The sequence below is a fragment of the Pedobacter hartonius genome (genome assembly GCF_900107535.1).
GTDB classification, from domain to species: Bacteria; Bacteroidota; Bacteroidia; order Sphingobacteriales; family Sphingobacteriaceae; genus Pedobacter; species Pedobacter hartonius.
Genome location: NZ_FNRA01000007.1, coordinates 37,899 through 62,849 on the forward strand (window position 1 = coordinate 37,899; position 24,951 = coordinate 62,849).

Annotated in this window: 12 protein-coding genes; 1 reads left to right on the forward strand and 11 read right to left on the reverse strand. The window is 42.4% G+C overall.

The window, feature by feature from the left end; translation table 11 throughout:
* Positions 1-4 precede the first annotated feature (4 nt).
* The 9 genes from BLW16_RS13245 to BLW16_RS13290 form a co-directional block, all read right to left on the reverse strand.
* Entirely contained in the window at positions 5-3,145 is a 3,141-nt protein-coding gene (locus tag BLW16_RS13245; RefSeq protein ID WP_090557353.1) for a SusC/RagA family TonB-linked outer membrane protein, read from the reverse strand.
* A gap of 219 nt (positions 3,146-3,364) precedes the next feature.
* Positions 3,365-4,720, reverse strand: coding sequence for a SusD/RagB family nutrient-binding outer membrane lipoprotein (locus tag BLW16_RS13250; RefSeq protein WP_090557355.1), 1,356 nt, complete (start codon positions 4,718-4,720; stop codon positions 3,365-3,367).
* A 17-nt stretch (positions 4,721-4,737) separates the two neighbouring features.
* The gene (locus BLW16_RS13255) at positions 4,738-7,938 is read right to left on the reverse strand and encodes a SusC/RagA family TonB-linked outer membrane protein (RefSeq protein ID WP_090557357.1); all 3,201 of its coding nucleotides are present in this window, start codon (positions 7,936-7,938) and stop codon (positions 4,738-4,740) included.
* Positions 7,939-8,193: 255 nt separating this feature from the next.
* Positions 8,194-8,688 (reverse strand): lipid-binding protein, encoded by a 495-nt coding sequence (locus tag BLW16_RS13260; RefSeq protein WP_175470575.1) that lies wholly within the window; start codon positions 8,686-8,688, stop codon positions 8,194-8,196.
* A 24-nt stretch (positions 8,689-8,712) separates the two neighbouring features.
* Positions 8,713-10,209 (reverse strand): SusD/RagB family nutrient-binding outer membrane lipoprotein, encoded by a 1,497-nt coding sequence (locus BLW16_RS13265; RefSeq protein ID WP_090557361.1) that lies wholly within the window; start codon positions 10,207-10,209, stop codon positions 8,713-8,715.
* Between the two features lie 10 nt (positions 10,210-10,219).
* Positions 10,220-13,432, reverse strand: coding sequence for a SusC/RagA family TonB-linked outer membrane protein (locus BLW16_RS13270; RefSeq protein ID WP_090557364.1), 3,213 nt, complete (start codon positions 13,430-13,432; stop codon positions 10,220-10,222).
* Positions 13,433-14,160: 728 nt separating this feature from the next.
* Positions 14,161-15,585 (reverse strand): SusD/RagB family nutrient-binding outer membrane lipoprotein, encoded by a 1,425-nt coding sequence (locus tag BLW16_RS13280; RefSeq protein ID WP_090557707.1) that lies wholly within the window; start codon positions 15,583-15,585, stop codon positions 14,161-14,163.
* A gap of 11 nt (positions 15,586-15,596) precedes the next feature.
* Entirely contained in the window at positions 15,597-18,899 is a 3,303-nt protein-coding gene (locus BLW16_RS13285) for a SusC/RagA family TonB-linked outer membrane protein (RefSeq protein ID WP_090557368.1), read from the reverse strand.
* A gap of 157 nt (positions 18,900-19,056) precedes the next feature.
* Entirely contained in the window at positions 19,057-21,531 is a 2,475-nt protein-coding gene (locus BLW16_RS13290; RefSeq protein WP_090557370.1) for a M14 metallopeptidase family protein, read from the reverse strand.
* A 132-nt stretch (positions 21,532-21,663) separates the two neighbouring features.
* Between BLW16_RS13290 and BLW16_RS13295 the strand changes: the two genes are divergently transcribed.
* Positions 21,664-22,965, forward strand: coding sequence for a UDP-N-acetylmuramoyl-tripeptide--D-alanyl-D-alanine ligase (locus BLW16_RS13295; protein ID WP_090557372.1), 1,302 nt, complete (start codon positions 21,664-21,666; stop codon positions 22,963-22,965).
* 39 nt (positions 22,966-23,004) lie between these two features.
* Here BLW16_RS13295 and BLW16_RS13300 read toward each other — a convergent pair whose 3' ends face one another.
* Both BLW16_RS13300 and ricT read right to left on the reverse strand, forming a co-directional pair.
* Positions 23,005-23,493, reverse strand: coding sequence for a gliding motility lipoprotein GldH (locus BLW16_RS13300; protein ID WP_090557374.1), 489 nt, complete (start codon positions 23,491-23,493; stop codon positions 23,005-23,007).
* Complete coding sequence (gene ricT / locus BLW16_RS13305) at positions 23,480-24,949, reverse strand: regulatory iron-sulfur-containing complex subunit RicT (protein WP_090557377.1); 1,470 nt, start codon at positions 24,947-24,949, stop codon at positions 23,480-23,482. Before ricT ends, BLW16_RS13300 begins: the two co-directional genes overlap by 14 nt.
* Positions 24,950-24,951: the final 2 nt, after the last annotated feature.

The window sequence follows — 24,951 nt, forward strand, 5'->3', positions numbered from 1 at the left end:
ACTATTAAAATCCAACGTTTATACCAAGCACAAATGTCCTCGGCAGGGGATTGGTGTTAAAATCAACACCTGATTGCGTGTTACTTTGCATGTTCGACTGGGTGGTCGGTGCAAAGGCCTGGCTCAGCTCAGGATCAAGGCCAGAGTATTTAGTGATCAGAAATGCATTTTGTACCTCCGCATAAATCCTCACTTTACTCAGGTTAGCCTTGCTTAATGCTGCCTTTGGAAGCGAATAGCCCAGCACAATATTCTGCCCGCGAATGAATTTGCCATCTTCTACATAGCGGGATACTGCGCTTGAGGTCTGCATCGTAAATGCGTCGCGGCCATACCATAATTTTGGGATATCGGTAACCTGGCCGGCAGTTGTCCATCTGTTTAGGATTTCTGTTCCGTTGTTGAGGAATTTTTGATTGAGCAATCCTTCTTGTTTTGTCACGTTCATGATCTTATTCCCACCAGAGAATACCAGGTATATATTAAAATCGAGGCCTTTGTACGTGACAGTGTTGTTAAACCCACCGAAATAAGTAGGACTCGTATTACCGAGGATCTTGCGGTCAGAAGCAGCGAGCGTATTGGACGTAGTTAAGGCAGTGGGATTTGCTGCATCATAGTTAAAGTATGTCTGTGTTGCAATATTACCCTGGATCACCTGTCCGTTAACTTTTACATACAGCGGATTTCCATTTGCCGGGTTAACTCCGGCTGCCTGGTAACCGTACAGCGAACCAACTGATTCTCCTACGCGGACGATATTATAAGAATAGGTAACGTCTGTATTGTTATTGGCCAGCTGAGTAACTTTATTCTTCACCAGGGTAAGGTTGATATCTGTAGACCAGCTGAAATTATCCTTCTGAATATTCAGTGTATTTACCGAAAACTCGAACCCTTTGTTGGTCATTCTGCCCACATTCGTATATATTCCATTTCCGGGAGCACCTAATGACGGAGCAACCGGAGCGAATAAGATCAGGTTATCCACATCATTCTTGAAATAATCAGCCGTTAGGTTGATACGGCTTTTTAAGAATGAGAAGTCTGCTCCCAGGTTGATCTTCTTGCTCGTCTCAAATGAAAGGTTTGGATTTCCTACCTGGTTATATTTCACACCACTTTGCGAACCATAGATGGAGGCGGCGAAAACTCCTGCATATGGATAACTGCCAATATCGGTATTTCCTACCTTAGCGTAACCTCCACGGATTTTTAGATCATTGATAAAACGCAATGCCGGCGATCCGGCGAAAAAATCTTCTTTACTTAAGCGCCATCCGATTGAAGCTCCGGGAAGTTTTGCCATCTGGTTGCCAAAAGGCAGCGAGGAGATCTTATCCGAACGGTAAGTTGCACTCAGCAGATATTTCTCCATGAAGGAATAATTGCCCCTGATAAAATAAGATTGGTAAGCCTGCTCTGTAACACCTCCGCCAATCAGGTAGGTAGACTGGGTTAAAGAGTTGCTGATGATATTCTGCCCGCCAAAAAACGCGTTGGATAAACCAGAGCCCTGGGCAAAGAATGATCTGAACCTTGACTTCTGATATTCCTGACCAACCACAGCACTGATAGAATGGTCGCCAAATACCTTCGTATAATTTAGTGTGTTCGTCCATACATACCTGAAGCTTGGAATATATTGCTGGAACTCAAGCCCTGCAGCACTTTTACCATCCCCATGTACCGGGTTCAGATACTGATAATCTTCGCCAAACAGTGCATTGGTAGAAAGCTGGGTTTTCACATCCAGGCCGGGGAGGATATTTACATTCGCATATGCGTTCCCCTGCAGGGTCACATTCTGATTTCTGTAAATATTATTTGCCAGAATATAAGCGATATTGGTGTAGTTGTCGTCAATATCCCTTCCGTTTGTCTGCCCGCCCAGCTTACTTCCGTCAGAACTGAAGTTCGGAGTACCATCGGCATTGTAAGGCGTAACATTCGGAAGTGCCCTGATGGCATTAGACACATTTCCGGATAGTGCATTTGTGCTTACGTTTAAACCAAAATTACGGATATAAGATACATTACTGCTTACACCTATCGTCAGCCTGTTATTGAATGCTTTTTGCTCAAACTTGCCCATCACCTGGTATTTAGTTTGGCGGTTGGTTTTGATGATCCCGTTTAAATTTGAATACCCCAATGAAACATAATAATTGGATTGAGGAGTAGCTCCGCTTAGGGATAACGCCTGGCTCTGCTGAAAAGCATTTTTATTGAAAACGACATCCTGCCAGTCGGTATTAACACCTGTGCCGGCGGCCCTTCCTGCTGTCAGTAATGCAGAAGCATTGGTCAGTTTTTCGTTGGCTATAGTCACAAAATCTGCCGCCTTCAGCAGGTCGAACCTTCTTGCCGGAGAGGCCGAGCCAAACCAGGCATTATAGCTGATTTTCGGTGTACCGATTACACCCTTCTTGGTGGTAACGATTATCACTCCGCCTGAAGCTCTTGAACCATAGATGGCGGTTGCAGCTCCGTCCTTCAGCACATCTACACTTTGAATGTCGTTGGGATTAATATCTCCCAAAGGATTGTTTCCGGTGGTAAAACCACTCTGGTTGCCCGTGATAATCGGAACACCGTCGATTACATACAGCGGGTCAGAACCATTGGAAATACTGTTGGTACCGCGAATACGGATTTTAGGTGCAGACCCCAGTACACCACTTGAAGTGGTGACCTGCACACCGGTAATACGGCCGGCAAGTGCCTGATCAAAACTGGCCACGGGGCGCTCAGCCAGTAAAGCACCGCTTACGCTACCTACAGAACCCGTGACTTCCTTACGTTTTACCGTTCCATACCCAATGACTACAACGTCACTCAGTGCTTTGGAATCACTCACCAGAGCTACATTGACGATGTTTGAGCTGCTGATTGTCCTGGTTTGTCCGACGTATCCCAGAGAAGAGAATTCAAGAACACTAATGTTGGAAGGCACTTTAATGGAAAATTTTCCATTGCTACCTGTTTGGGTGCCGCCAGGAGCACCTTGTAATCGAATGGTTACACCGGGTATCGGACCATTGTCTTCCCTTGATGTAACAGTACCTGTAATTGTCCTTTCCTGAGCTGTTGCAGCTGTTGCAAAAAGTATCAGAATGAACAAACATTGTAAAAGTCTTTTCATAAAAATAGATTAGGTTAATAAAAGTCAACACACCGAATATAATAGGTTTGATACACCAGGAAAGGAACAACACACATATATGTAATTTATTATGACTATTCAGTGACTAAAAAGTCAAGATAAACGTTTTAGTAATTGAAAATTTTTAACCGAAATTTTATAAAAGACAAAAAAAAGGCGGCCAATAGAATTTGGCCGCCAGTTCATAACTGATTATTTTTACTGAACATCCCACCAGACGCGCCTTGACAGGCTGGTATTTTTTGGAGTATTTGGGTTATATCTTTGTTCACCGATAGGATAAAGTAAACTACGCGGCAAGGTTCCGTTTAATGCGCTTCCCGGAGTTGCCGTCAATGCAGGCAACCCTGTTCTTCTATAGTCGGTCCAAACCTCAGCATTCAGGAAAAGGGCAAAGTATTTCTGCGTCATGATATCATTCAGCGTAATATCTGCAGCAGTTTTTGAAACAGCACCGGCATAAGATGCATCCTTTACTGTTCTTGTTAAGTTTTCTGCTACTGCAATGTTATATGCTGCCGCTGCCGCCGTTTTATCGGCCATTCCCTGGAACTGGGCTTCGGCTTCAATAAATTTTAGCTCGTCATAACTCATCAGGTAAACGGATGAATTCGGGCTCCCGTAGAGAGGGCCCAGAGAGGCATCTCCGCCATTTACCGTTTGATATACCGCCAACCTTGGGTCGTTGGCATTCTTCAGGAGATTGTATAATGTACCTGTAAATCCAATGTCAGGACGCTGATCATTAAATTGAAACCATGGGTTCTGCGTAGGAACACTTGTACCGGAAAATTTCACCGCCGCGCTTTCACCTGCTTTAAATCCTAAAGGAACTTCAGTAAGCGCTTTGGTATAATTGGAAATGTCTCTTTTTGCCAGATGGAGATAGAATTTTGCTTTAAGTGAATGCGCAAATCTGGTCCACAATCCCAGGTCTCCACCGAATAACAGATCGTCCGCAGCCGGTTGGAAAGGGCTTCCGTCTGAAGTGACCAGGCTGGTTGCTGCCTCGGTCAATAGCTGGTCTATAGCGGCATAGATACTTTGTTGCGTATCATATTTAGGCTGAAGGTTTGCCTTTCCCAAAAAGGCCTCTGAATATGGTACATCTCCCCACATGTCAGTAGTCACTCCAAGGTTATAGGCAAGCATTATTTTCCCTACTGCACCATAATGACCCTGGTCTTTAACTTTCGCCAGGTTAATCATCGCATTGGTATTGCCCATTATACTGTAGAACCCTGCAGTCCACATATCATCTACGTCATCCGCAGAGACCTCGTATCTGTTGACCAGTACGGACTGATTTGCTACTCCGGTTACCTGCTGCATAAAATTAGCAGGGTATCTGGACGCATCACCTCCCATTATATATCCTGTGCTCTGAATGATTCCCGGTAATAACCCAGACGGAAGGGGGTTCTGCAATTGTGAAGAATCGTTGTTCAGGTCATCGTTCAAAAACCCTTTTTTACAGGAAGAAAATGTCACTGCCACCATCAGAAGTACCAGCAGCTGACTTTTTTTGATTTTATTTATGGTTATAAATTTCATGTGTTCTTTAAAATAGGTTAAAACTTAAACTTCAGGTTCAAGCCATAACTTGACGTACCCGGATTATTAAAATAATCTATGCCCTGGGCGTTAGAGGCACCTGTTAAACTGGTTTCCGGATCAATACCATGGTATGGCGTCCAGATGATAATATTACGGGCATACACCCCTGCAGTCATGCTTTTGATAAAAGGATTATTCATCCTTGCAAAGAGCTTTTTAAAGTCGTATGACAGGGAAACCTCCCTCAGTTTAATGTAAGAGCCATCCTCAATAAAAGCTTCATTTAAGTTACCAAAGCCACCACCATTTCCCTGGTACCAAGCCTGGTCCAAAGGAACACTTGCCGTATTTGCAGATCCTGCACCCTGAACTTCCGCACCTGCAGCGCTGTAATGAACCAGATCTCCGCTTGCATTCAGGTGTCCTGAAACGCCGGAAAATACGGTATTGGTATTCCTGTTATTTGTCAGATCCGAAGTTCCGATCGCAGCAAGTGACCCCCTGGTACCGTTCCAGATATCCCCTTTAAATTTCCAGTCCAGCAATGTATAAAGCGATAATCCTTTATAGGTAAGCGTATTACCTAATCCCATTAAAAATTTAGGGTTTGGATTTCCTATTTGCTTCTGCTCATTGGTATTCACTAATGGATAACCACCTCCGTTAGCAACCGGCCGGTCGTCAATGACGATGTTACCGCTTCCATCCCTGGTATAGCCGTATCCATAAATAGCACCGGCCTGTTTGCCGGGCAGCTGGGCAATCACAGTTCCTGTAAATCCGTTTAAGGTAATTTGCTGTACACCATCAGCCAGGGATAACACCTTGCTTCTGGTCATACTGTAGTTCAGGAAGGCAGTCCATTCAAAATCATTGGTTTTAATGGGCGTACCTGTAATCTGCACTTCCAGCCCTTTATTCCTGATTGAACCGGAATTCAGGGTAATGTACTGGTAACCGGAAGATCCAGCGACCGGAGCCTGCACGATCAGGTCCTTTCCTTTACTGTAATAGCCTGTGATGTCAAACCCCAAGCGGTTTTTAAAGAATTGAAGTTGCGTTCCCAGTTCATATGCCGTGGTTTTCTCAGGCTTCAGATCCGGATTGCCCAGTCTTTCGTTCTGCGAATAACCAGGGATTCCATTACTTGGGAATGATATGCCCGTGGTATTACCATCATTAAAAGTAGTTGGTACATAAAATGAGCTGGTTAAGAATGATGAGGGATCTTTCCCCACCTGCGCTATTGAAGCGCGGATCTTACCAAAGCTTAATACGCTGCTTCCTTTCAATCCTTCAAGCTCAGAAAACACAAAACTCACATTTGCCGAAGGATAAAAGAACGAGTTATTTCCTTTTGGTAATGTTGAAGTCCAGTCATTCCTGCCTGTGGTTTCCAGGTATAACATAGAAGCATAAGAAAGATTGAGATCATAATACAGGCCTTCTTTTCTGTAAGGTGTGATCAGGTTTGCAGATTTGATAGTAATAGCATTATAAATATTATGATAATCGGGAGATGTAAGTCCGTCGCCCTGAACATACAGCCTGTCTATCTTTCTGCTGTACAGGTTACCCCCCACTTTTCCGTCAAACCTCAGTTTACCGGTAAGCTGTTTGGCATAACTTAAAATCAGGTCATTGTTTATGCTTCTGTAGGTATAACGGTCATCATAGATCTTACCCGCCGGTGCATATCCGGATTGAATTTCATAATACTGATGGTGGTTATCCTGATAGGTATCAAGCCCTGCCCTGTACATTGCGCTGAACCCCTTACCTAAATCATAATCTACCTGTGCGTTGGCCAGCAGGCGGCTTAAATAGGTGGAATAAGGATTTTTGTTGATTGTCCAGTAAGGATTATCATAAACGCCGTTCCTATAGGAACGAACCAGTCCGTTTGATAATAGAATTGCCGATGGGTCATCTGCTGATTTCCCGCCGTTGGAGTTGTCAAATGATATCGGTGTGCGGGTTAAGCCAAGCATAATACCCGATGTATTACTACCCTGCTGCGGCATATTGCCGTCACTTGTAATGTAATTTACATTACTTGACATTTTCAGCCTGTCAGATATCTTCAGATCACCGGCAAAAGAAACAGACGTACGCTGGAAGTGCTGCAGCGGCACGATTGAATTGGAATAGTTGTTACTGATGGATGTCCTGTATGTTGCCTGTTCATTACCACCGCTTAAAGCAACCGAATTGGTAAGGGTTGATCCTGTTCTGAAAAAATTATTCAAATTATCGTATGGCACGAAAGGAATCTTCGCTGCGGGGTCAGAGTTCAAAACCAGATCGCCATGGGAATCAAATTCATTAGGAACACCCGTCCAGGATAAATCTTTGGCATTAGGGCCCCATGAATATCTGTTGGTAGATGAAAATGGAGCAAGGACGCCATTTTCACCCTTAACCCACTGGTTCTGCAGCTTAGGCAAACGATTAACCACATCAAAAGATACCCCTGTGTTAAAGTCCACCTGAGCTCTTCCTGCCTTCCCTCTTTTCGTGGTAATGACGATCGCACCGTTTGCCGCCTCTATACCATAAATTGCAGCAGCAGCAGGTCCTTTTAAAACTGTAATGCTTTCAATATCATTCGGATCTACGTCAGACCCTCTGTTTGAGTTGGTAGCACCTTCCAGTACATTACCTGACCCTGCAGCGGGGTCTCCAGAGGAATTCTGCGAGTTATTGATTGGATTACCGTCAATCACAAACAAAGGCTGATTATTCCCCGTAAGGGAATTAGCCCCGCGTAGCTGGATATAAGTTGCAGCGCCAGGTGTTCCCGAAGATGATGTTACCTGCACACCGGCGATCCTGCCGGAGAGCGACTTTAATACGTCCCCCTGATCTGCCTTTGTTAAATCACCACCCTGTACACTCTGGGCAGCATAACCAAGTGCTTTGGTTTCACGTTTGATACCCAGTGCCGTCACAACAACTTCACCAAGCTGTTTTGAATCATCTTCCAGGGTGATATTAACAACGCTCAATCCTGCAATGGAGATCGTTTGTGTAGTATATCCCAGCGAACTAAATACTAAAGTCTTAGCCTCAGCGTTCAGTACGATAGAGTAAGCGCCATCGCTGTTTGTAGCTACTCCTCCAGAGCCTCCTGCGACCTTGACTGAAACTCCCGGAACAGGCTGACCGTCAGCCCTGGATTTTACTACACCAGAAATTGTTCTGGCCTGAGCCATTGCGCCTATCGAAGTACAGACCCAAAATAAAATTAATAGTAGATTTTTTTTTCATTAAAATTCAATTATGTTGACAAACGGCAAACATATTGAAATTTATTTTCCTCAAAAACCCCCTTAAGTGGGGATAAAATTAAAAAAAAAGGCCGGTCTCCTATTGGAAACCGACCTGTTAATGAATGAATTACAACGTTTCTGCAAGGGATTATTTAAAACCCGCGGCAAAAATACGGCTGTATTCTTATTATTAATTCTTTAAGGCTGCTCATCAAGCATAAAACCTGTCCTGTGATAACCTTCTACTTTATAAGTTACCCCGTTTATGGTCAGGTCAAAAGATATTGAATCTGTTGGCGTTTTAGAAACAGGTCCTGTAGTGCCATTTGTAACAACTTTACCATTAGCTACGCTAAACGTTGGAATGGTAGTTTTGGTGGCTGCTATATTCGCCGTATTTGTTGCTGTGAATGCTTGATTTCCCACATCAACAGCTACCTTACCCTGTATTCCAATCACGGTAGTTCCCGCCTTAAGGGCAGTAGACCGAACCCACATTTCCGTGGCAACATTTGCCGACGTATTGTAGGTAGATAATATCACATATGCGCCTGTATTGTTTACTCTTACATACCAGTCACCCGACAGATTTTGAACAGCTGTACCACCAATCTCCTGGTCCTTTTTGCATGATGAGGATAATACTATCAGTAACAGCATCATGACAGCATTGATTATAATATTTTTTTTCATTTTCATCTTATATTAAAGTTTATACTATTTACCCCACCACACCTTAGTGTAAACCGGAACTTCAGCAGGAGTATTAGTATTTCTGCTTCTTTCATCATTAGGGAAGACGTAACGTCTAGGAAAGTTACCAACACCCGTGACTGCATTAGGAGTAAATACAATTTGTCCTGGAATGTAAGTAGGGTCTGTAGAAAATACCGGACTAGTTTTCGGATACCCCGTGCGGTTTTGCTCAAAGAAAGCCTCCAGGCCATGAGAACCAACAAGCGAAGCCCATTTCTGAGTGATAATAGCCTCTAACTTCGTCTCAAATGATCCGGTTGGATAAGCATAAGTAGCTAAGATCGTAGCAGAAGGAGTAATTCCAACCTGAGCAAATGCTGCAGCTACTCCATCATTATACATTGCTTCCGCACCAGCGCCACCAAAATAGCGTTCTAACACCTCCGCCTGCATAAAATATGATTCTGCAACACTGATAAAGTTTACAGGATCAGTAGCATTCACTATAATGTTTACCGCTTTGTTGTATTCCGGATGTGCAGAACCTCCCAGGTAATCTCCTTGATTAATCGAAGGTACGGGATTTGCTACGCCAAAATATGCAACTGATCTTGGGTCATTATTTTTGTTCAGCCAGCTTGTAAATGTAACGCTGGCCTTGAGGTTATCAGGAGTATTAAGTCTTCTGAAGTTGTACTCATAGAATGGGTTACTTCTGTTTGGTACATCAGTGAAATTGCTTACCGCAGCACTTAAGTCCAGAAATTCAGCATTTGAGGCATATAAAGCTCTGATGCCTGCCTCTGCTTCTGCAGGTTTAGCGTTAACCATGCGCAGATACATTTTCAATTTTAAAGTATTTGCAAACTTATGCCAGTTTTCCATTTCATCGGCAAATGTACTTGAACTACCGAAGATAAAGTCAGTTCTCATTTGATCTGAACTGAATTCTACACTGGTATAATCCTTGGCAAGCGCCGCATCTATTTCCTTAATCAAGGATGTGTAAATTGTATACCCATCATCAAATTTTGGTTGCAGGATCGCTGGGGATTGGAATGCCTCTGTGTATGGAACTTTGTCATATAAATCAACCAAAATTTCAAAAGTATAAGCCTTCATTACGGTATTCATCAGGTTATAGCTCCAATTCTGCTTTTCAATAGATTTAGTTATACCTAATTGATAATCAAACAACGCCCCTGAGAATAACTCAGTATAAGGACCATTAACAAATGTAGAAGTTGATGCCAGGTTATATATATCCACATTGCGGAATTGGCTGGAATTATTATTTTGTGTATAGAACTGAGCCCAAAGGCCTCCTACTATTGATAAATCTCCACCTACTCGGCCAGCAGTTGACATTACCGCAGATGGAAACAGAACTTCAGCGGTAGCAGATTCTAATCCCGGGTTATTGGGACTTTCGTTTATATCTAATGTTTTTTTACAGCCTGTAGATAGGAGCAGTAAAGAACATATAATTAAGTTATTGATATTTAATATTTTTTTCATAATTGATCGCTTAAAAAGATACGTTTAATGAAAGACCGAAGCTTTTTGTAGATGGTCCAGACCTGAATTCCCCTATTTCACTTGAAAGATCATTTCCCAGGTTGGAAACTTCTGGATCGATTGTCCTGTTTTCTTTTGGTAACCATGTAAACAAGTTACGTCCAAAAGCCGTTAAGGTTGCACGGTCCGAACCAATTTTGCTGGCAATGCTTTTCGGCAATGCATAGGTCAATGTGATATCTCTCACTTTCAGGAAGGTCTTATCCAAAATTCTGTTTTTGTACGCCGTAGCTAATCCCTGAGACGTATAGTATAAGTTTGAGGTACTGGTCTCTGTTATTGGTACAGTATTTTCTACATATGTCACCGCGCCATTGGCGCCAGTTACAGCTACTACAGAATTAGGGATGATCAGGGTTCTTCTGTCATTATAGAGAGTTTTCTGATCGTTACCCACGAAATTCAGCAAGTCCGCAGTTCCAGAGTAAAATACTCCTCCTTTTCTGTAATCCAATGTGAATGTAAACGTGAATTCTTTATACCTGAAACTGTTAGTTAAGCCCATAATAAAATCTCTCTGACTGCTTCCATAATTACCATTTGTCGGAGAGACAACCGGGTAACCATTACTTGCAACAATTATTCTTCCTTGTGGGTCATAAGAAGGAACTGGAGCTTCAAAAACACCTAACGGCTGGCCAACTTTAGCTAAAAATTGAGCATCATAAGCTGTATTCAGTGTAACTTGCGATAATCCATCTGGAAGTTCTAACACAACGTTCCTGTTCCTGGTAAACGTATAGCCCAAATCCCAGCTGATATCTTTTGTTTTAACCGGTGTACCTGTTAAAGATACTTCAAGACCTCTGTTTCTAACTTTACCAAAGTTAACTACCCTAAAAGTATATCCTGTAGAAGGAGAAGATGCAATCGGAAGGATCTGATCATTAGTAATTTTGTTGTAATATGATACATCAAGTCCTATGCGGTTATTGAGAAACTTAATTTCACCACCAAATTCACTTTCAGTACTGATCTCAGGTTTTAAGTCCTGATTGTTCAACGTATTTGAGATAGTATATCCCGGTACACCACCTATCGGGAAGGTAATGTTACCGAATCCTAAAGCAACATTAGTTCTGCTTAATGTATTGTAAATTCTGTATGGGTCAGTGTCACTACCTGTTTGACCATAGGCCGCTCTCAATTTCAGGAAACTGATTGGAGTGCTCGATAAATCGAGTGCCTGTGATAAAATTACTGATAAGTTAGCTCCCGGATAGAAGAAACTCCTACCATTTACAGGAAGTGTTGAACTCCAGTCATTTCTAGCATTTAATGTAAGGTATGCGTATCCTTTATAGCCGATTGCTGCTGAAGCATATAAACCAAAGATTCTTCTTTGCGTTTCAGTTTCAGTTGTTGTCGGGTCATTAGCGGTATTGCTTAACTGATAGAAACCAGGGATAGCAAGGTTTTCTACACCAGTGTATAAAGCTCTCGATCCACGGTCATTGTAGTTCATACCCACAACACCATTGATATCCCAATCATCATTTAATTTTTTTGAGAAAAGTGCATTTAATTTCGAATCGAATTCGAAGTACCTTTCAGATCCCTCAATAACGTTACCAACGCTTGCTTGTCTGTTATAGCCTTCGTCGTTTCCGCCGCCAGCCCAGCTTCCGGCAATGGGAGCATTTTTGGCATTCCAAAGTTTATCACTAATATTATTTAAATCAGCACCTTGTTGAAATTGAAAAGTCAACCAGTCATTAGCTTTTACTTTCACATCAACGTTTCCATAAAAACGATCACTCTTAAACTTTGATCCGTTTTCGTTTATCGAATAATATGGGTTTTGTGAAAATGGAGAGAAATAGTCATTTACATTATTATATGGCGCATTATAATCCTTAAAACTCTGAACAGGATAATCTACTGGTATCTGCAGAATATCTTCATAAAAAGAAGATCCTATACCAGAAGTAGATTGTCCCGTTTGAACGAATCTTGTGTTTTTACCAATATAATTTGCTGATCCTGTTACGGTCAGGGCTTTATATGTAGTTGATCCACCCAAGGAAAATGTGTTTCTTTTGTATGTATCATTATCGCCCGGCAATATACCGTTGCTATATACATTGCCATAAGACAAATTAAAGGTGCTTTTATCATTACCTCCACTAAATGACAAAGTGTTGTTATATTCTGCACCAGTATCGAAAGCATCTCTGAAATTGTTTTTAACCGCAGTAAATGGCTTCTCTTGTTGAACTCCGTCAACGACCGATCCCCATGGCCTGATTTGACCATCAAGTCTTGGACCCCAGCTACCGTTTTCAGCAAGATAGTTCTGATAACCCCATCCCTGACCGAATTTCTCCTGGAGATCAGGAACGATTGATACTTGGGTGAAAGATGCCGCACTTGAGAAATTGATTTTTAATTTCCCTTCTTTACCTTTTTTGGTAGTAATCAGGATTACACCATTTGAAGCACGTGAACCGTATAGTGAACTTGCTGCTGCACCTTTAAGAATGCTGATGCTTTCAATATCGTTAGGATTGATATCATTAGCAGCATTACCAAAGTCATAATTCTCACTAAGGTCACCAATACTATTTGCAGGAGCTGTACCACCCGGACGGGAATTGTTCACAGGAACACCATCTACCACATATAATGGCTGGTTATTACCGGAAATGGATGTAAAACCACGCAAAATCACTTTGCTTGAACCACCCGGAGATCCTGAAGTATTCGAAATGTCAACACCCGCTACTTTACCCTGTAATCCTGAAACAAGATTCGTTGGAGCAGCACGGTTGATTTCTTCAGAACTTACCTGAGTTGATGAATATCCAAGTGTTTTACTTTGTCTGTTTAGACCAAGAGCCGTTACAACGACTTCATTCAATCCTTTACTATCACTGGCAAGGGCTACATTTAATCTTCCTGATACAGGGACATTCACTGTTTGAGATACATACCCTAAAAAGGATAGCTGAATGGTTTTAACGCTAGAAGGAACGCTGATAGAGAACGTTCCGTCACTTCCTGAAACTGTGCCACCCGGGGCTCCAATTAATTTAACACTAACACCTGGAATAGGAAGTTTGTCTTCTTGTGATGTTATTGTACCAGTTACTGTTCGGTTTTGTGCAATAGCGTTTCCTGCCAGAAACAAAAACACGAACATACTTAGTATAAGTTTGTTCATAAATGATAATTTAAGTAGTTAATAAAAGTTATAATGATTACGTTAATGGAAAAAGGCGTAAGAAGTTCATATCGATAACTGGCGAATTTGTTGCAACAAATGCCTGTCCGTATGGAACACCGTGGGATAATTTTGCGCATATCCGTCTTTATTAAACGCAAAATTGTAGAAGATTACTCTAGTAAAGTTCTCTCAGTAAATATTTTTTAGGTCAACAATCAGTTAATAATAATCTAATATAGAACAAAAAAATATTTGTCAAGCTTTTTATAATGAAAAAATTACAAAACATTAATATATCGATACCATTGATTAAAAACCCCCAATCTTCCTTAGTATTAATCAGTTCAAATCCTGTTCAGAACAAAAATCATATTTACAAATGGCTGTTTACCCCTTTCCCAAAAAGATTGGAAGATAACATCTGCAGAAAAATATTCAATATTACTTTTTTATATCGATTGGAGGTCAAAAACCGAAAAGATGTACGGTCGTCTCTGAATATTTCGCCCAACGATATTTTTCATTAACTCATTTAACTCTAACCATTAACACCCTAGCTATTACTTAGCAGCCTACAGATCTTACCATTCATCTTTAAAGTATAATAAAACAATCCGAATCCATTGTTAAAAGCATGCATATTTCAACATTCTCTTTGGAATGGCACTGGTAGTCAAAAAACAAAAAAGGCCGTCCATAGACAGCCTTTTTTTGTTTTTTTCTAATTAAAATTTATCAAAGAATAGTTTAGTTTCAACAACATCTCCGCCTATGGCAGCCGCAGCAGCAGACCTGTTAGTATTGTTTACATTCTGTTCTTTCACAGGATAAGTAAGACGAACAGGGAAACCAGAAAGCGCATCTTCTGCAGGTTTAAGAACCGGGAAATCAAGACGTCTCTGATCTACCCAGGCATCAATTCCCCTGTTATAAAATGCAATCCACTTCTGGATACCGATCTTCTCTCTGTAGCTACTCCCACCAGTCGCATATGCAACATTTGGCTGCAGCAGGTACGCCGCCGCTGAAGCAGCAGTTCCACCCCAGTCCAGTATTGATGCTGTGATAGCATTTGCATAATAAATATCAGCAGAAGACCCAACATTGTAGCCTCTTGCAGCAGCTTCGGCCAACAGAAACTGAACTTCAGAATAGTCGAGGATATTTCCAGGAAAAGCAGGAGCAGTAGTACTAACTGCTGTGTGTGAGAAATTAGGGTATGCACTGCTTACACCCGGCGTTCCGCCAGAATATCCACCGGTAGGATCTTTAGTAAAGTATAATGGCAATCTCGGGTCAGTCAGTGCATTCATTTTATCAATGATAGTGCTTGCTGCTACAAAGTCTAACCTTCCGCTTTGGATCAGATCAACCCATACCGGATTCGTATTAGGTGTGGCCGATACATAGGGAAATTTAGCACTGTCTTCATTTGCAGTAAAGACGCCACTTGCAAAGGCTGACTCCGCAGCAGTTTTTGCAAGTGCACCGTTTGCATCAGCGACGGTAATTGCCAGTTTAAGTTTCAGGGAATTTGCAAATTTTTTCCACTGAGCAACATCACCTGAATAGATCGCATCAGCATTACCTAAACTTTCCTTACCAAGGGTCAGCGCATTGATATCAGCGTCCAGCCTCGTCAATAGATCGGTATAAATAGTCAACGCGTCATCATACTTAGGAAAAGAATTGTCTATGTTGAGCGCCTCTTTGTAAGGCACATTACCAAAGGTGGTTACAATATAATGCCAGGTATACACTTCCATAATATCTAAAATTGCAATATCATTTTTGCGCTGTACAGGGTCTGTTACATCGACAGCCATTGTAGCTCTTGACGATTCGAAATTATTAAGCACATCACGGTAAAATATATTCCAGAGATTATCAGGAATAGGCCTCGTAGTAATGTTATACTGACTTTCATCAATATAAGTAGTTTCCTGCCAATGCTGCTCAATCAGCCTGAAAATGTTCCTGTTTACATTTGCAGAGGTAAGTATATCCACAAGGTTGTGCTGAGCCTTTGTAAACAAAGATGCAGATGTCACACTCAATGGTTTTTTGGGATCGTTATTTAAAGTCGTCAGGTCCTTGGTACAACCCATCGCAAGGAGTACAGGGGCCAGTAATAATATTATCTTTTTCATAATCATGAATGTTAAAATCTAACTTTTAAGTTAAATGCAAAGGTTCTTACGCTCGGGTATGACCCTACCTGATAACCCTGAACGTTACCGAAGCTTAATCCATCTTCAGGATCAGCATTTGGAAGGTTTTTATGTATGATCCATAAATTTCTTCCTATCAAAGAAAGGTCTACGCCTTTAAGAGGGCCCAGCTTGCTTACAAACGCTTGAGGTAAAGAATAGCCAAGAATGACCTCTCTTAATTTGATATAACCTGCATCATAAACAAATGCCGCCGCCGGAAGACGTCTGTAACCATAACTTCCGTACTCGGAATTCGTTACCCTTATGGTATTAGGCGTACCGTCTGCCAATACTCCAGGGTTAATGATCCCACCACCTTCACTGATAGGAAGGCGCGACTCGTTACCCAGATCGTTTAGACCAGCGGTTTCTTCATACCCACCTGTAGCAAGTCCGTAATACTGATCCAGCGAAAACACACTGCCTCCCTTACGAATATCAATCAGGAAGCTCAAATTAACATTCTTGTACCTGAAACTATTATTGATACCGCCTGTCCATTTTGGGTTCATATTTCCAATGGTTTCATTTGCAGTTGCTGATTGCAGGTACCTTCCATTAGCGCCGATAACTTTTTCTCCCTTATCATTATACACAAAATTACTTCCTCTGATGGTTCCAAATGGCTGATCAATTGATGCGTTCACTGAGACCCCACCCTGGAAACTTGCAATAGAAAGATTTGTTGCCTCGTTTCCTGAATCATCTTTAAACAGCTCAGTTACCTTATTCCGGTTCCTTGTCCAGTTTACATTCACCTTCCATTCAAAATCTCTCGATTTAAGCGGTGATCCGTTTAGTGAAAGCTCTATACCTTTATTTACAACGGTTCCTGAGTTCAGGTATTTTGAATCATATCCGGTTGCAGTAGAAACCCTTACAGGTAAAATCTGGTCAATCGTTTTAGTGTTATAATATGTCGCATCCAAACCTAAACGGCTTCCAAAGAATGACGCCTCAACACCAATCTCTTTACTTCTTGATTGTTCAGGTTTCAGATTTGGATTGTTCTTTACTGCCTCAATCAAGCCTCTTGTGGTTGAAACCGACGCTTGTGCCCTGCCATCAAATGGCGTAGCTATATTAAAGGTATTTGCAATAGTATAAATTGGAGCATCAGACCCTACTTGCGCGTAGTTGGCCCTCAGTTTACCATAAGACAACCAGTCCTTTTCCTCTTTCAATAATTCAGAGAAGACAAAACCTGCAGAAACAGATGGATAATAATAAGAGTTGTTATTTTTAGGCAACGTTGAAGAAGCATCTCTTCTGATCGTTCCATCCAATGTATACGTGTTTTTATAGGCTATTGTAGCTCCGGCAAAAACACCTTGCACCTCTCTTTTAGCATCTATCTCTATCGGCGCTTCAATTGGATTTACTGAATTACTTAATGAATAGATTCCGCTTAATCCTAAACCGCCGTTCGTGATCGCATAATTAGACTGTGTGCGCTGTCTCCTTACGTTTACCCCTAATAAGCCTGACAGATTGAAATCTTCACTCAGCTTTTTATTAAAGGTGGCAAGGAAGTCGACATTAGACTCTGTATAATCCTGGGTGTACTTCGAATAGAGAGGAACATCAAGACTTCCAATCGCCTGCCTTTCTTCCTGAAGCTGGTGATAGGTATCCAGTGAATATCTGCCCATCAGGTTCAGCCAGTCGGTAACCTTATAATTAAGATTTACGTTACCAATTACACGGTCCCTGTTGTCAGTCTCATAATTCTCATACCTGGAAAAATATGGGTTATCCCAGAAAATTGGCCTTCCGCTTGTATAATCTGCCGGGTTCCAGGTAATATTCTCCTGCCCCACAAATGCAGGATTTGCTGCAGAACGGTCTTTAGCCCTGAAATACGCTGCTTTCAGCTCTTTTACATCTACATTGGTTTGCCACCATTGCCTGAAGTTTGTTGCAGGATTGTAAACACCAGCACCGTTATAACCGGTACCGTATCTTCCTCTTCCATCAACTTTAGAATAATTCACATCCGCCCCTGCTGTCAGCTTGCTGCTGATATTATAGGTTGAACCGAAGTTCACCGTATTTTTCTGGATGTTAGAATTCGGTAAAATACCATTCTGATTATCTCTTGTATAGCCTAATTTGAAAGACCCCTTATCATAGCTATTGCTGATCATGATACTTTGGTTATTGGATAACGGCTTTTCAAAGAAAGTTGTAGGGTCATTCTTTGCTGCCACCCACGGGGTTGCTTTGCCAAAGTTTGGAGAGGTCGGATCAAAGGCATCCCATTGATATACCATTAAATTCGGATCGAATTTCTGTCCGTAGGAAGCATCTTCTGTTAAAGGTGCAACCAGGTCATTAATACCATCACCATTAATATCAACATTGTTTACCAGATAATTGGATTCATCAGTTCCATAATACGGGCCATAACCGCCACCATACTTCGTCTGATATTTTGGAAAGGTACTTTTGTCTATAATACCTAAACTGATACCGGTATTTAAAGTAATGTTTAATCCGGATTTTCCTTTTTTAGTAGTAATCAGGATTACACCGTTGCTACCGCGTGAACCGTATAAAGCAGAAGCTGCAGCCCCTTTCAATACGGTAATGTTCTCTACGTCATCAGGATTAATATCCGATGCAGGATTTCCATAGTCATACCCTCCAATACCACTCTGCTGATCGGAAGTATTCATGTTGTTGTTGGCAACGGGAACTCCGTCAATAACAAAAAGGGCCTGGTTGTTCTGTGTCATAGATTTAACCCCCCGGATCACAACGTTCGTTGAACCTCCCAGGGTGTTATTCTGGCGTATCTCCAAACCTGAAACCTTACCAGATAAACTGCTACCCAAATTCGGAGAACGGTTTTCGCTTACTGCCGACCCGTCAAGCGTTTGAGCTGCATAAGCAACCTGGTTACGGTTTCTCTGAATACCTAACGCCGTTACGACAACCTCGGATAGCGCTTTCGCATCATTCGATAAAGCCACATTAATGGTGTTTGAAGAAGTAACTCTGATGGTTTGTGAAACGAACCCTATAAAAGAGAACGTCAATGCCGTACCCCCAGGAGGAATACTGACAGAATATTGTCCAGCGGAATTCGTTACAGAGCCTCCAGCGGCTCCAACGACTTTGACACTTACGCCGGGAAGAGGGATTCCATCCTCAGACCCGGTTACATTACCAGTTATCGTCCGGTTTTGTGAGAAAGCTGCACCAGCGATGCACAAAACCATTACCAAACTTAGTAAAAGTCTTTTCATAAAATAGTAATAGGTGAATAATTGGTTAATAAACTTAAATATACACCAAATCGTTCTTAAAAACCAACACCATTTTAATAAAAAAAAACATTTTATATGGAATACCCATAAAAAGGGATAATTAAGCACCGGAAATCACCTAAATGTATAGACAAGTTTATTTCACAAGAAAAATTGCATTTACAAACAACTGCTTCCCGCTTTCCCAAAAGGAACGAAAGAGCACGTCTGTAGAGAAATACACAATATTACCTTTCCCAACAGGCTGAACGCCAAAAACAAGGCCACGACTCAGTTTTCGCTGAATATTTCGTCCAACGACACCAGCCATCAACGCATTAGGTTTTAAAACACCAACATTCCTTCCTTTGGTTAGCAGTTCATAGTTCTTATCATCCGTCTTTAACGTATAAAAAGCGCCAAGTCCAAGGGTTAGCGGATGACTTTTATCCAAGTCAACTTTATAAATGGCCCCTGGAATCGCATCATCAGTATTATCCTCATCTTTTTCTACATGAGCCTTTGATAAAACATCTTTTTCATCCGCTTCGGGGAATTCCTTCTTTTTAATATCAAATGGTTGTATCCCATCTACACTCGAGATCGCACCTTCCAATAAAATAATCTTCCCCCCTCTGCTGATCCAGCTTTCCAGCTTTTCAATATTCTTTCGCAAATACTGCCCGTCAGGCAAAATGAGCACGTTGGTAGCTGCCAGATCCAGATCACCCAGGCTTTTTTCGCTGATAATATTTAATGGGTACTTTAATTCCTCTTCAAAGAGATGCCATATCTCCCCGGCACTTTGCGCAGAAACCTCAGTATCGGCAACCATCGCCACTTTTGACATGCTGAGCAGGGGATATGCTGATGACCCAAAATCTTTTCCTTTTTGATCACTGGAAATACTGGCAAAGGTCTTATTGAATTCTTTCGAGACGGCAGAGACCCGGTCAGATATATCCATGTTTATTCTTTCGTTCTCCATCCTGTAGACGAGAAGAGAGCCTTCAGGATAGGTCTTTGTGCCGATGGTAAAAGCCTGTTCGGCTATCCGCACTTTGATGTTCAGCCGCTGCAGGGCAATCAGGATTTTCGCATCCTCTAATGCATTCCAGGGCAAAATCCAGACATAGGGCTTTTCATCAACGTAAAGATCCTCCACTACATCATCCATCGTAGCAAAAGCGCCATTCAGGTTTTCTTTACTGGCGAAAGCACTTAACCCATAGGCGTACGGCAACGCCCAGGCCGTAATGTCATAGGTATTAGAATCAGTCACTTTTGTTTCCGGTTCGAAAAGTACATTAGCCAGTACCGCGGCCGGCTGCCTAAGATTAACAACCAGATCATTCCTCTGAATGGTAAAGCTTGTCGTTTTTTTGGTTTCAAAGCTGTAGCCTTCCGCCGTCCTGTCCCCTCCGAACGTATATTCGATACAGTTCTTTGAAAGCAGGGCTGCCAGTTTACGTAAGCGGCTTAAATTATCAGCCTTTACAATATAGGATTTATAATTGCCCGGCGGGCTCTCCATGGACTGATCAAAGTATTTCCTGAATTCAGAGACCAGCAGCCGGGCATGGTCCGATACAGTTTCCACAGTAGCCATCCCGGCAGCAAAATGATGGTTGATCCTGTCTTTTAACGTCAGCGTATCTCCGCTTGCAAGCTGCACCGTCAGCCCCGAATTTATACCCCCTTGTTCATAGGTCATTCCTATTGCTCCATTATATAAAGGATAGGTATCACCATAAGAAGGGTATAAGAGATCAAACCGTTCCTTCGTAAAATACTTCCACCCGCTCTCATCGAAATACTTTGCGTTGTTCTTGCCCGCTACGATCTGAAACTCGCGCTGAAAAGGAGTAATGTCCTGATGTACGGGCTCCGCTGCGGGAGCAAAATAATAAGGATCATCATAACTCTGCTCATGGAAATCTACATGTACCTCCGGCATCCACTGATGGTAAAGGGCAAGACGCTGCTGGGTTTCAACCTGGGTCTGCCACGCCCAATCACGGTTCAGATCAAAATAATAATGGTTAACCCGTCCCCGCGGCCAGGGTTCATTGTGTTCCCTGGCAGAAGGATTAGCGTCGGCTTTCGCCCCGACAACCGAATTGTAGAAATTCACATACCTCTCGCGTCCGTCGGGGTTCAAACAGGGATCCAATAGGACAACCGTATTTTTCAGCCATTCTTTAGTATGCCCAAAATTGCCTTCCGAAAGGGCATACAAGGTTTTCATAGAAGTTTCTGATGAACTGGCTTCATTGCCATGAACATTATAACTCATCCATAATATCGCGGGTTGTTTATTCAGGTCTGACTGGGCTTCGGCCCTGCTTAAACCAATGTTGGTCTTTCTGATCTGTTCAAGCCTGCCCATATTTTCCCCGGAAGAGATGACCGCCACCATGAGCTCCCTGTTTTCATAGGTCTTACCATAGCTGATCAGCTGGATGTTTTTATTTATGCCCGCCAGATATTTAAAATAGGCGATCACCTGGTGATGTGGTGTAAACTTACTTCCCAATGGGTAACCCAGGAAATCATCAGGCGACTTTACCTGTGCATTTAGCCCAAGGAATCCGGCAAACAATAAAAATAGAGAGATAATAGTAATTTTCATTGGCAATATTACGATGCGTCTGATGCCTCTATCCAGTGCGGATGTACAAACTTCTATTGCAAAATACTAAAGAATATTTTTAGTTTGTGCTGCATAGTGTAATTTTACCTTCTACATTTGAACAAAACAGCTATGTCCCAAATCGATCTGATCTATCACCATTATTTATCCTACCCTACCGTATCTACAGATACCAGGAATATTATACCTGGCTGCATATTTTTTGCACTAAAAGGGGAGAATTTTGATGCCAACGTTTTTGCGCGTAATGCATTGAATCTGGGTGCTGCTTTTGTAATTATTGACAATCCTGAATACCAATATGATGACCGTTGCATTTTAGTAGACGATGTACTGACAACATTGCAGGAGCTTGCGAAATATCACCGTAGCCAGCTGCGCATACCCGTTATCGGACTAACGGGGAGCAATGGGAAAACCACTACTAAGGAACTTATTAATGCGGTACTTTCTGAGAAATACCGCTCTTTTGCAACCAAAGGCAATTTAAATAACCATATTGGTGTTCCGCTCTCCATCTTGTCTATCAACCCGGATACTGAAATTGCCGTGATAGAAATGGGTGCCAACCACCAGAAAGAAATTGATTTTTTGTGCAGCATAGCCCAGCCAACGCATGGCCTGATCACTAATATCGGCAGGGCACATCTGGATGGATTTGGTGGATTTGAAGGCGTCAAAAAGGGAAAAGGGGAACTTTTCCTCTATCTGAAAAAAGAAAATGGCACAGCCTTCATCAACCGGGATAATGCCCTGATCACAGAAATGAGCGTTACGGCCAAACTGGATCATCTTATATATTACGGAACAGAGGGATCAAATTTTATTACAGGAAAGTTGGTAAAGTCTGATCCGCTGATTGTCCTGGACTGGAAAGGCAAAGATGATTATTTTTCTGTACAGACCAACCTTACCGGGTCCTACAACTTCGAAAATATCCTTGCATCTATTTGTATCGGTGCATTTTTTAACCTCAGGGCAGAACAGATCAATAAAGGACTGGCGGGCTATTCCCCAAAAAATAATAGGTCACAGCTAACGAAAACTGAAACAAATACGGTGATCTGTGATTTTTATAACGCCAATCCGAGCAGCATGACCGCAGCCCTTAATAATATATCCTCACTGGCAGCCGCGAATAAAGTGGCCATTATAGGCGATATGTTTGAACTGGGAGCTGAAGCTCCTGAACAACATGAGGAGATTGCCAGCCTGGCTGAGCAGTCAGGAGTAAACACTTTAATCTTTATTGGAAAGTACTTTTCTGCTTTAAAGAACCAGCACAGGGGTGAGTTTTTTAACAGTCCTGCAGAAGCTCTGGAATGGATAAAGGTCAATCCGGTAAAAGACAGCCTTGTGCTGCTTAAAGGCTCAAGAGGAATGGCACTTGAACAGTTGTTACCGGTTTTGTAAAATTTGCACAAACCGACAAACTCAGCGTGTGAATACTTTTCACCTCGGAATTGTACTGCTTCCGGCTACGATAATTCCGGCATCACTGATTTCCCTGAGGGGGTTATCACGCATGTTCTGTTCAATCTCTATGGTATAATTTCCGGATTGCGGGAAATGGAATTCAGAAAGCAGGGGGAGAACATAGGTATACAGGTTACCCGAACCCTTACCCAGCCACTGTCCGTCAGACTCTGCCAGTTTATACTGGTACCTGCGGGTTACCTTCGGTAGTCCCGGACCACTCATGCTGAGTAGTATATAGAGATTGGAATACCTGTAATCAGCGGTATGTCTCAGCTTAAACTTTAAGGTAAAAGCCTTTGTGTTGTCTTTAATACCAACAACGGCCTTTACCTTATCTGTGTAGCTCCAGTTCCGCTGAGGCATTTCAACATTCGTATCAATCAGATTATTGGTATTGCATCCGGCAATTCCTACAATAAGGAAGCTCAATACCAACCATACAAACAGATTAGTTCTCTTCATTTTTTGGTTTATCCGAGGGTTTATTACGTCTGCGGTTATTCCTGCTCCTGTTATTTCTGCTTGCTGCTGGTGTCTTCGATTCTGCGCCTTCTTCTGTATTTATTCCATCGGGGACCTTCTTCACTTCCTGCCTTCTGTTATCCGGTTTTTGATTCTGCTGCGCTTGTTTCGGTCCTTGCTGCGGAGGCCTCTGCCCAGGCTGTGCCTGCTTAGGTCCCTGCTGAACGGGCTTCGTTCCGGACTGAGCCGGTCTTTGTCCTGCCTGGGCAGGTTTCTGTGAGCGGTCACGTTCAGGTCTGTTCAGGCTGGCGGGTTTGTTCCTGTTATTATTGTTGCGGTTATTTTTATTCCTTGATTTATCGTCCAGGCGTGTCAGGCTATCCTGTCCAACAACATTTTCATAATCATGAACTTTTTCAACAATCACAGTTGTGGCCAGTTCTACAGCTTCATCCTTTAAATTACTCGGTTTCTGCCCTTTCTTATTCATGGCCATGATCTCTTTCACACGGTCCACTTTCAAAGGGATCCAGTCTTCCTGGTTAGGATAACTGAACCACATGAGTTTTTTGAAAATATCAGTTTTCTGATGACGTGCGGTTCCGATTTCTGTCTGTAGATTCTCTACCCGGTCCGGGATGTCTTTCAGCGCATCCAGATAAGTATCAAGCTCGTAATTCAGACAGCATTTAAGCTTTCCGCATTGACCTGCAAGTTTCAGCGTATTTAAAGAAAGATTCTGGTATCTCGCCGCAGCTGTAGACACGGTTTTGAAATTTGTTAACCACGTAGAGCAGCACAGTTCACGTCCGCATGAGCCTATTCCTCCCAGTCTTCCCGCTTCCTGTCTCATCCCGATCTGGCGCATCTCAATCCTGATGCGGAACGTTTCAGCCATTTTTTTGATCAGTTCCCTGAAATCTACCCTGCCTTCGGCAGTGTAAAAGAAGGTAGCTTTGGTCTTATCCCCCTGGTAATCCACATCACTGATCTTCATCGAAAGACGGAGGTCAAGGGCAAGCGTACGGGCCTTATGCATCGTTTCCCACTCCAGGTCTTTCGCCAGTTTCCATTTATCTACATCGGCTTCTGTAGCCTTGCGGTAAACCTTACGGGTAACCTGATCAATCGGAGTTTTCCGGCGTTTCATTTGCATACGCACCAGTTCCCCTGTTAAAGAGACATGGCCTATATCGTACCCGCCTGTACTGCCTTCCACCGCTATCAATTCCCCTATCTCCAGGTAAATATTGTCTGTATTCAGATAAAATTCCTTCCTGGCACCTTTGAATTTAACTTCTATAACCTGAAAAGGTTTATAATTTGAGGGCATGTCCAAATTAGACAGCCAATCGTAAACTTCCATTTTCTGGCAGCCTCCTGTAAGGCATGAGCCATTACTTTTGCAGCCTGAAGGGGCACAACCGCCTCCGGTAGAACAACTTCCACATCCCATAA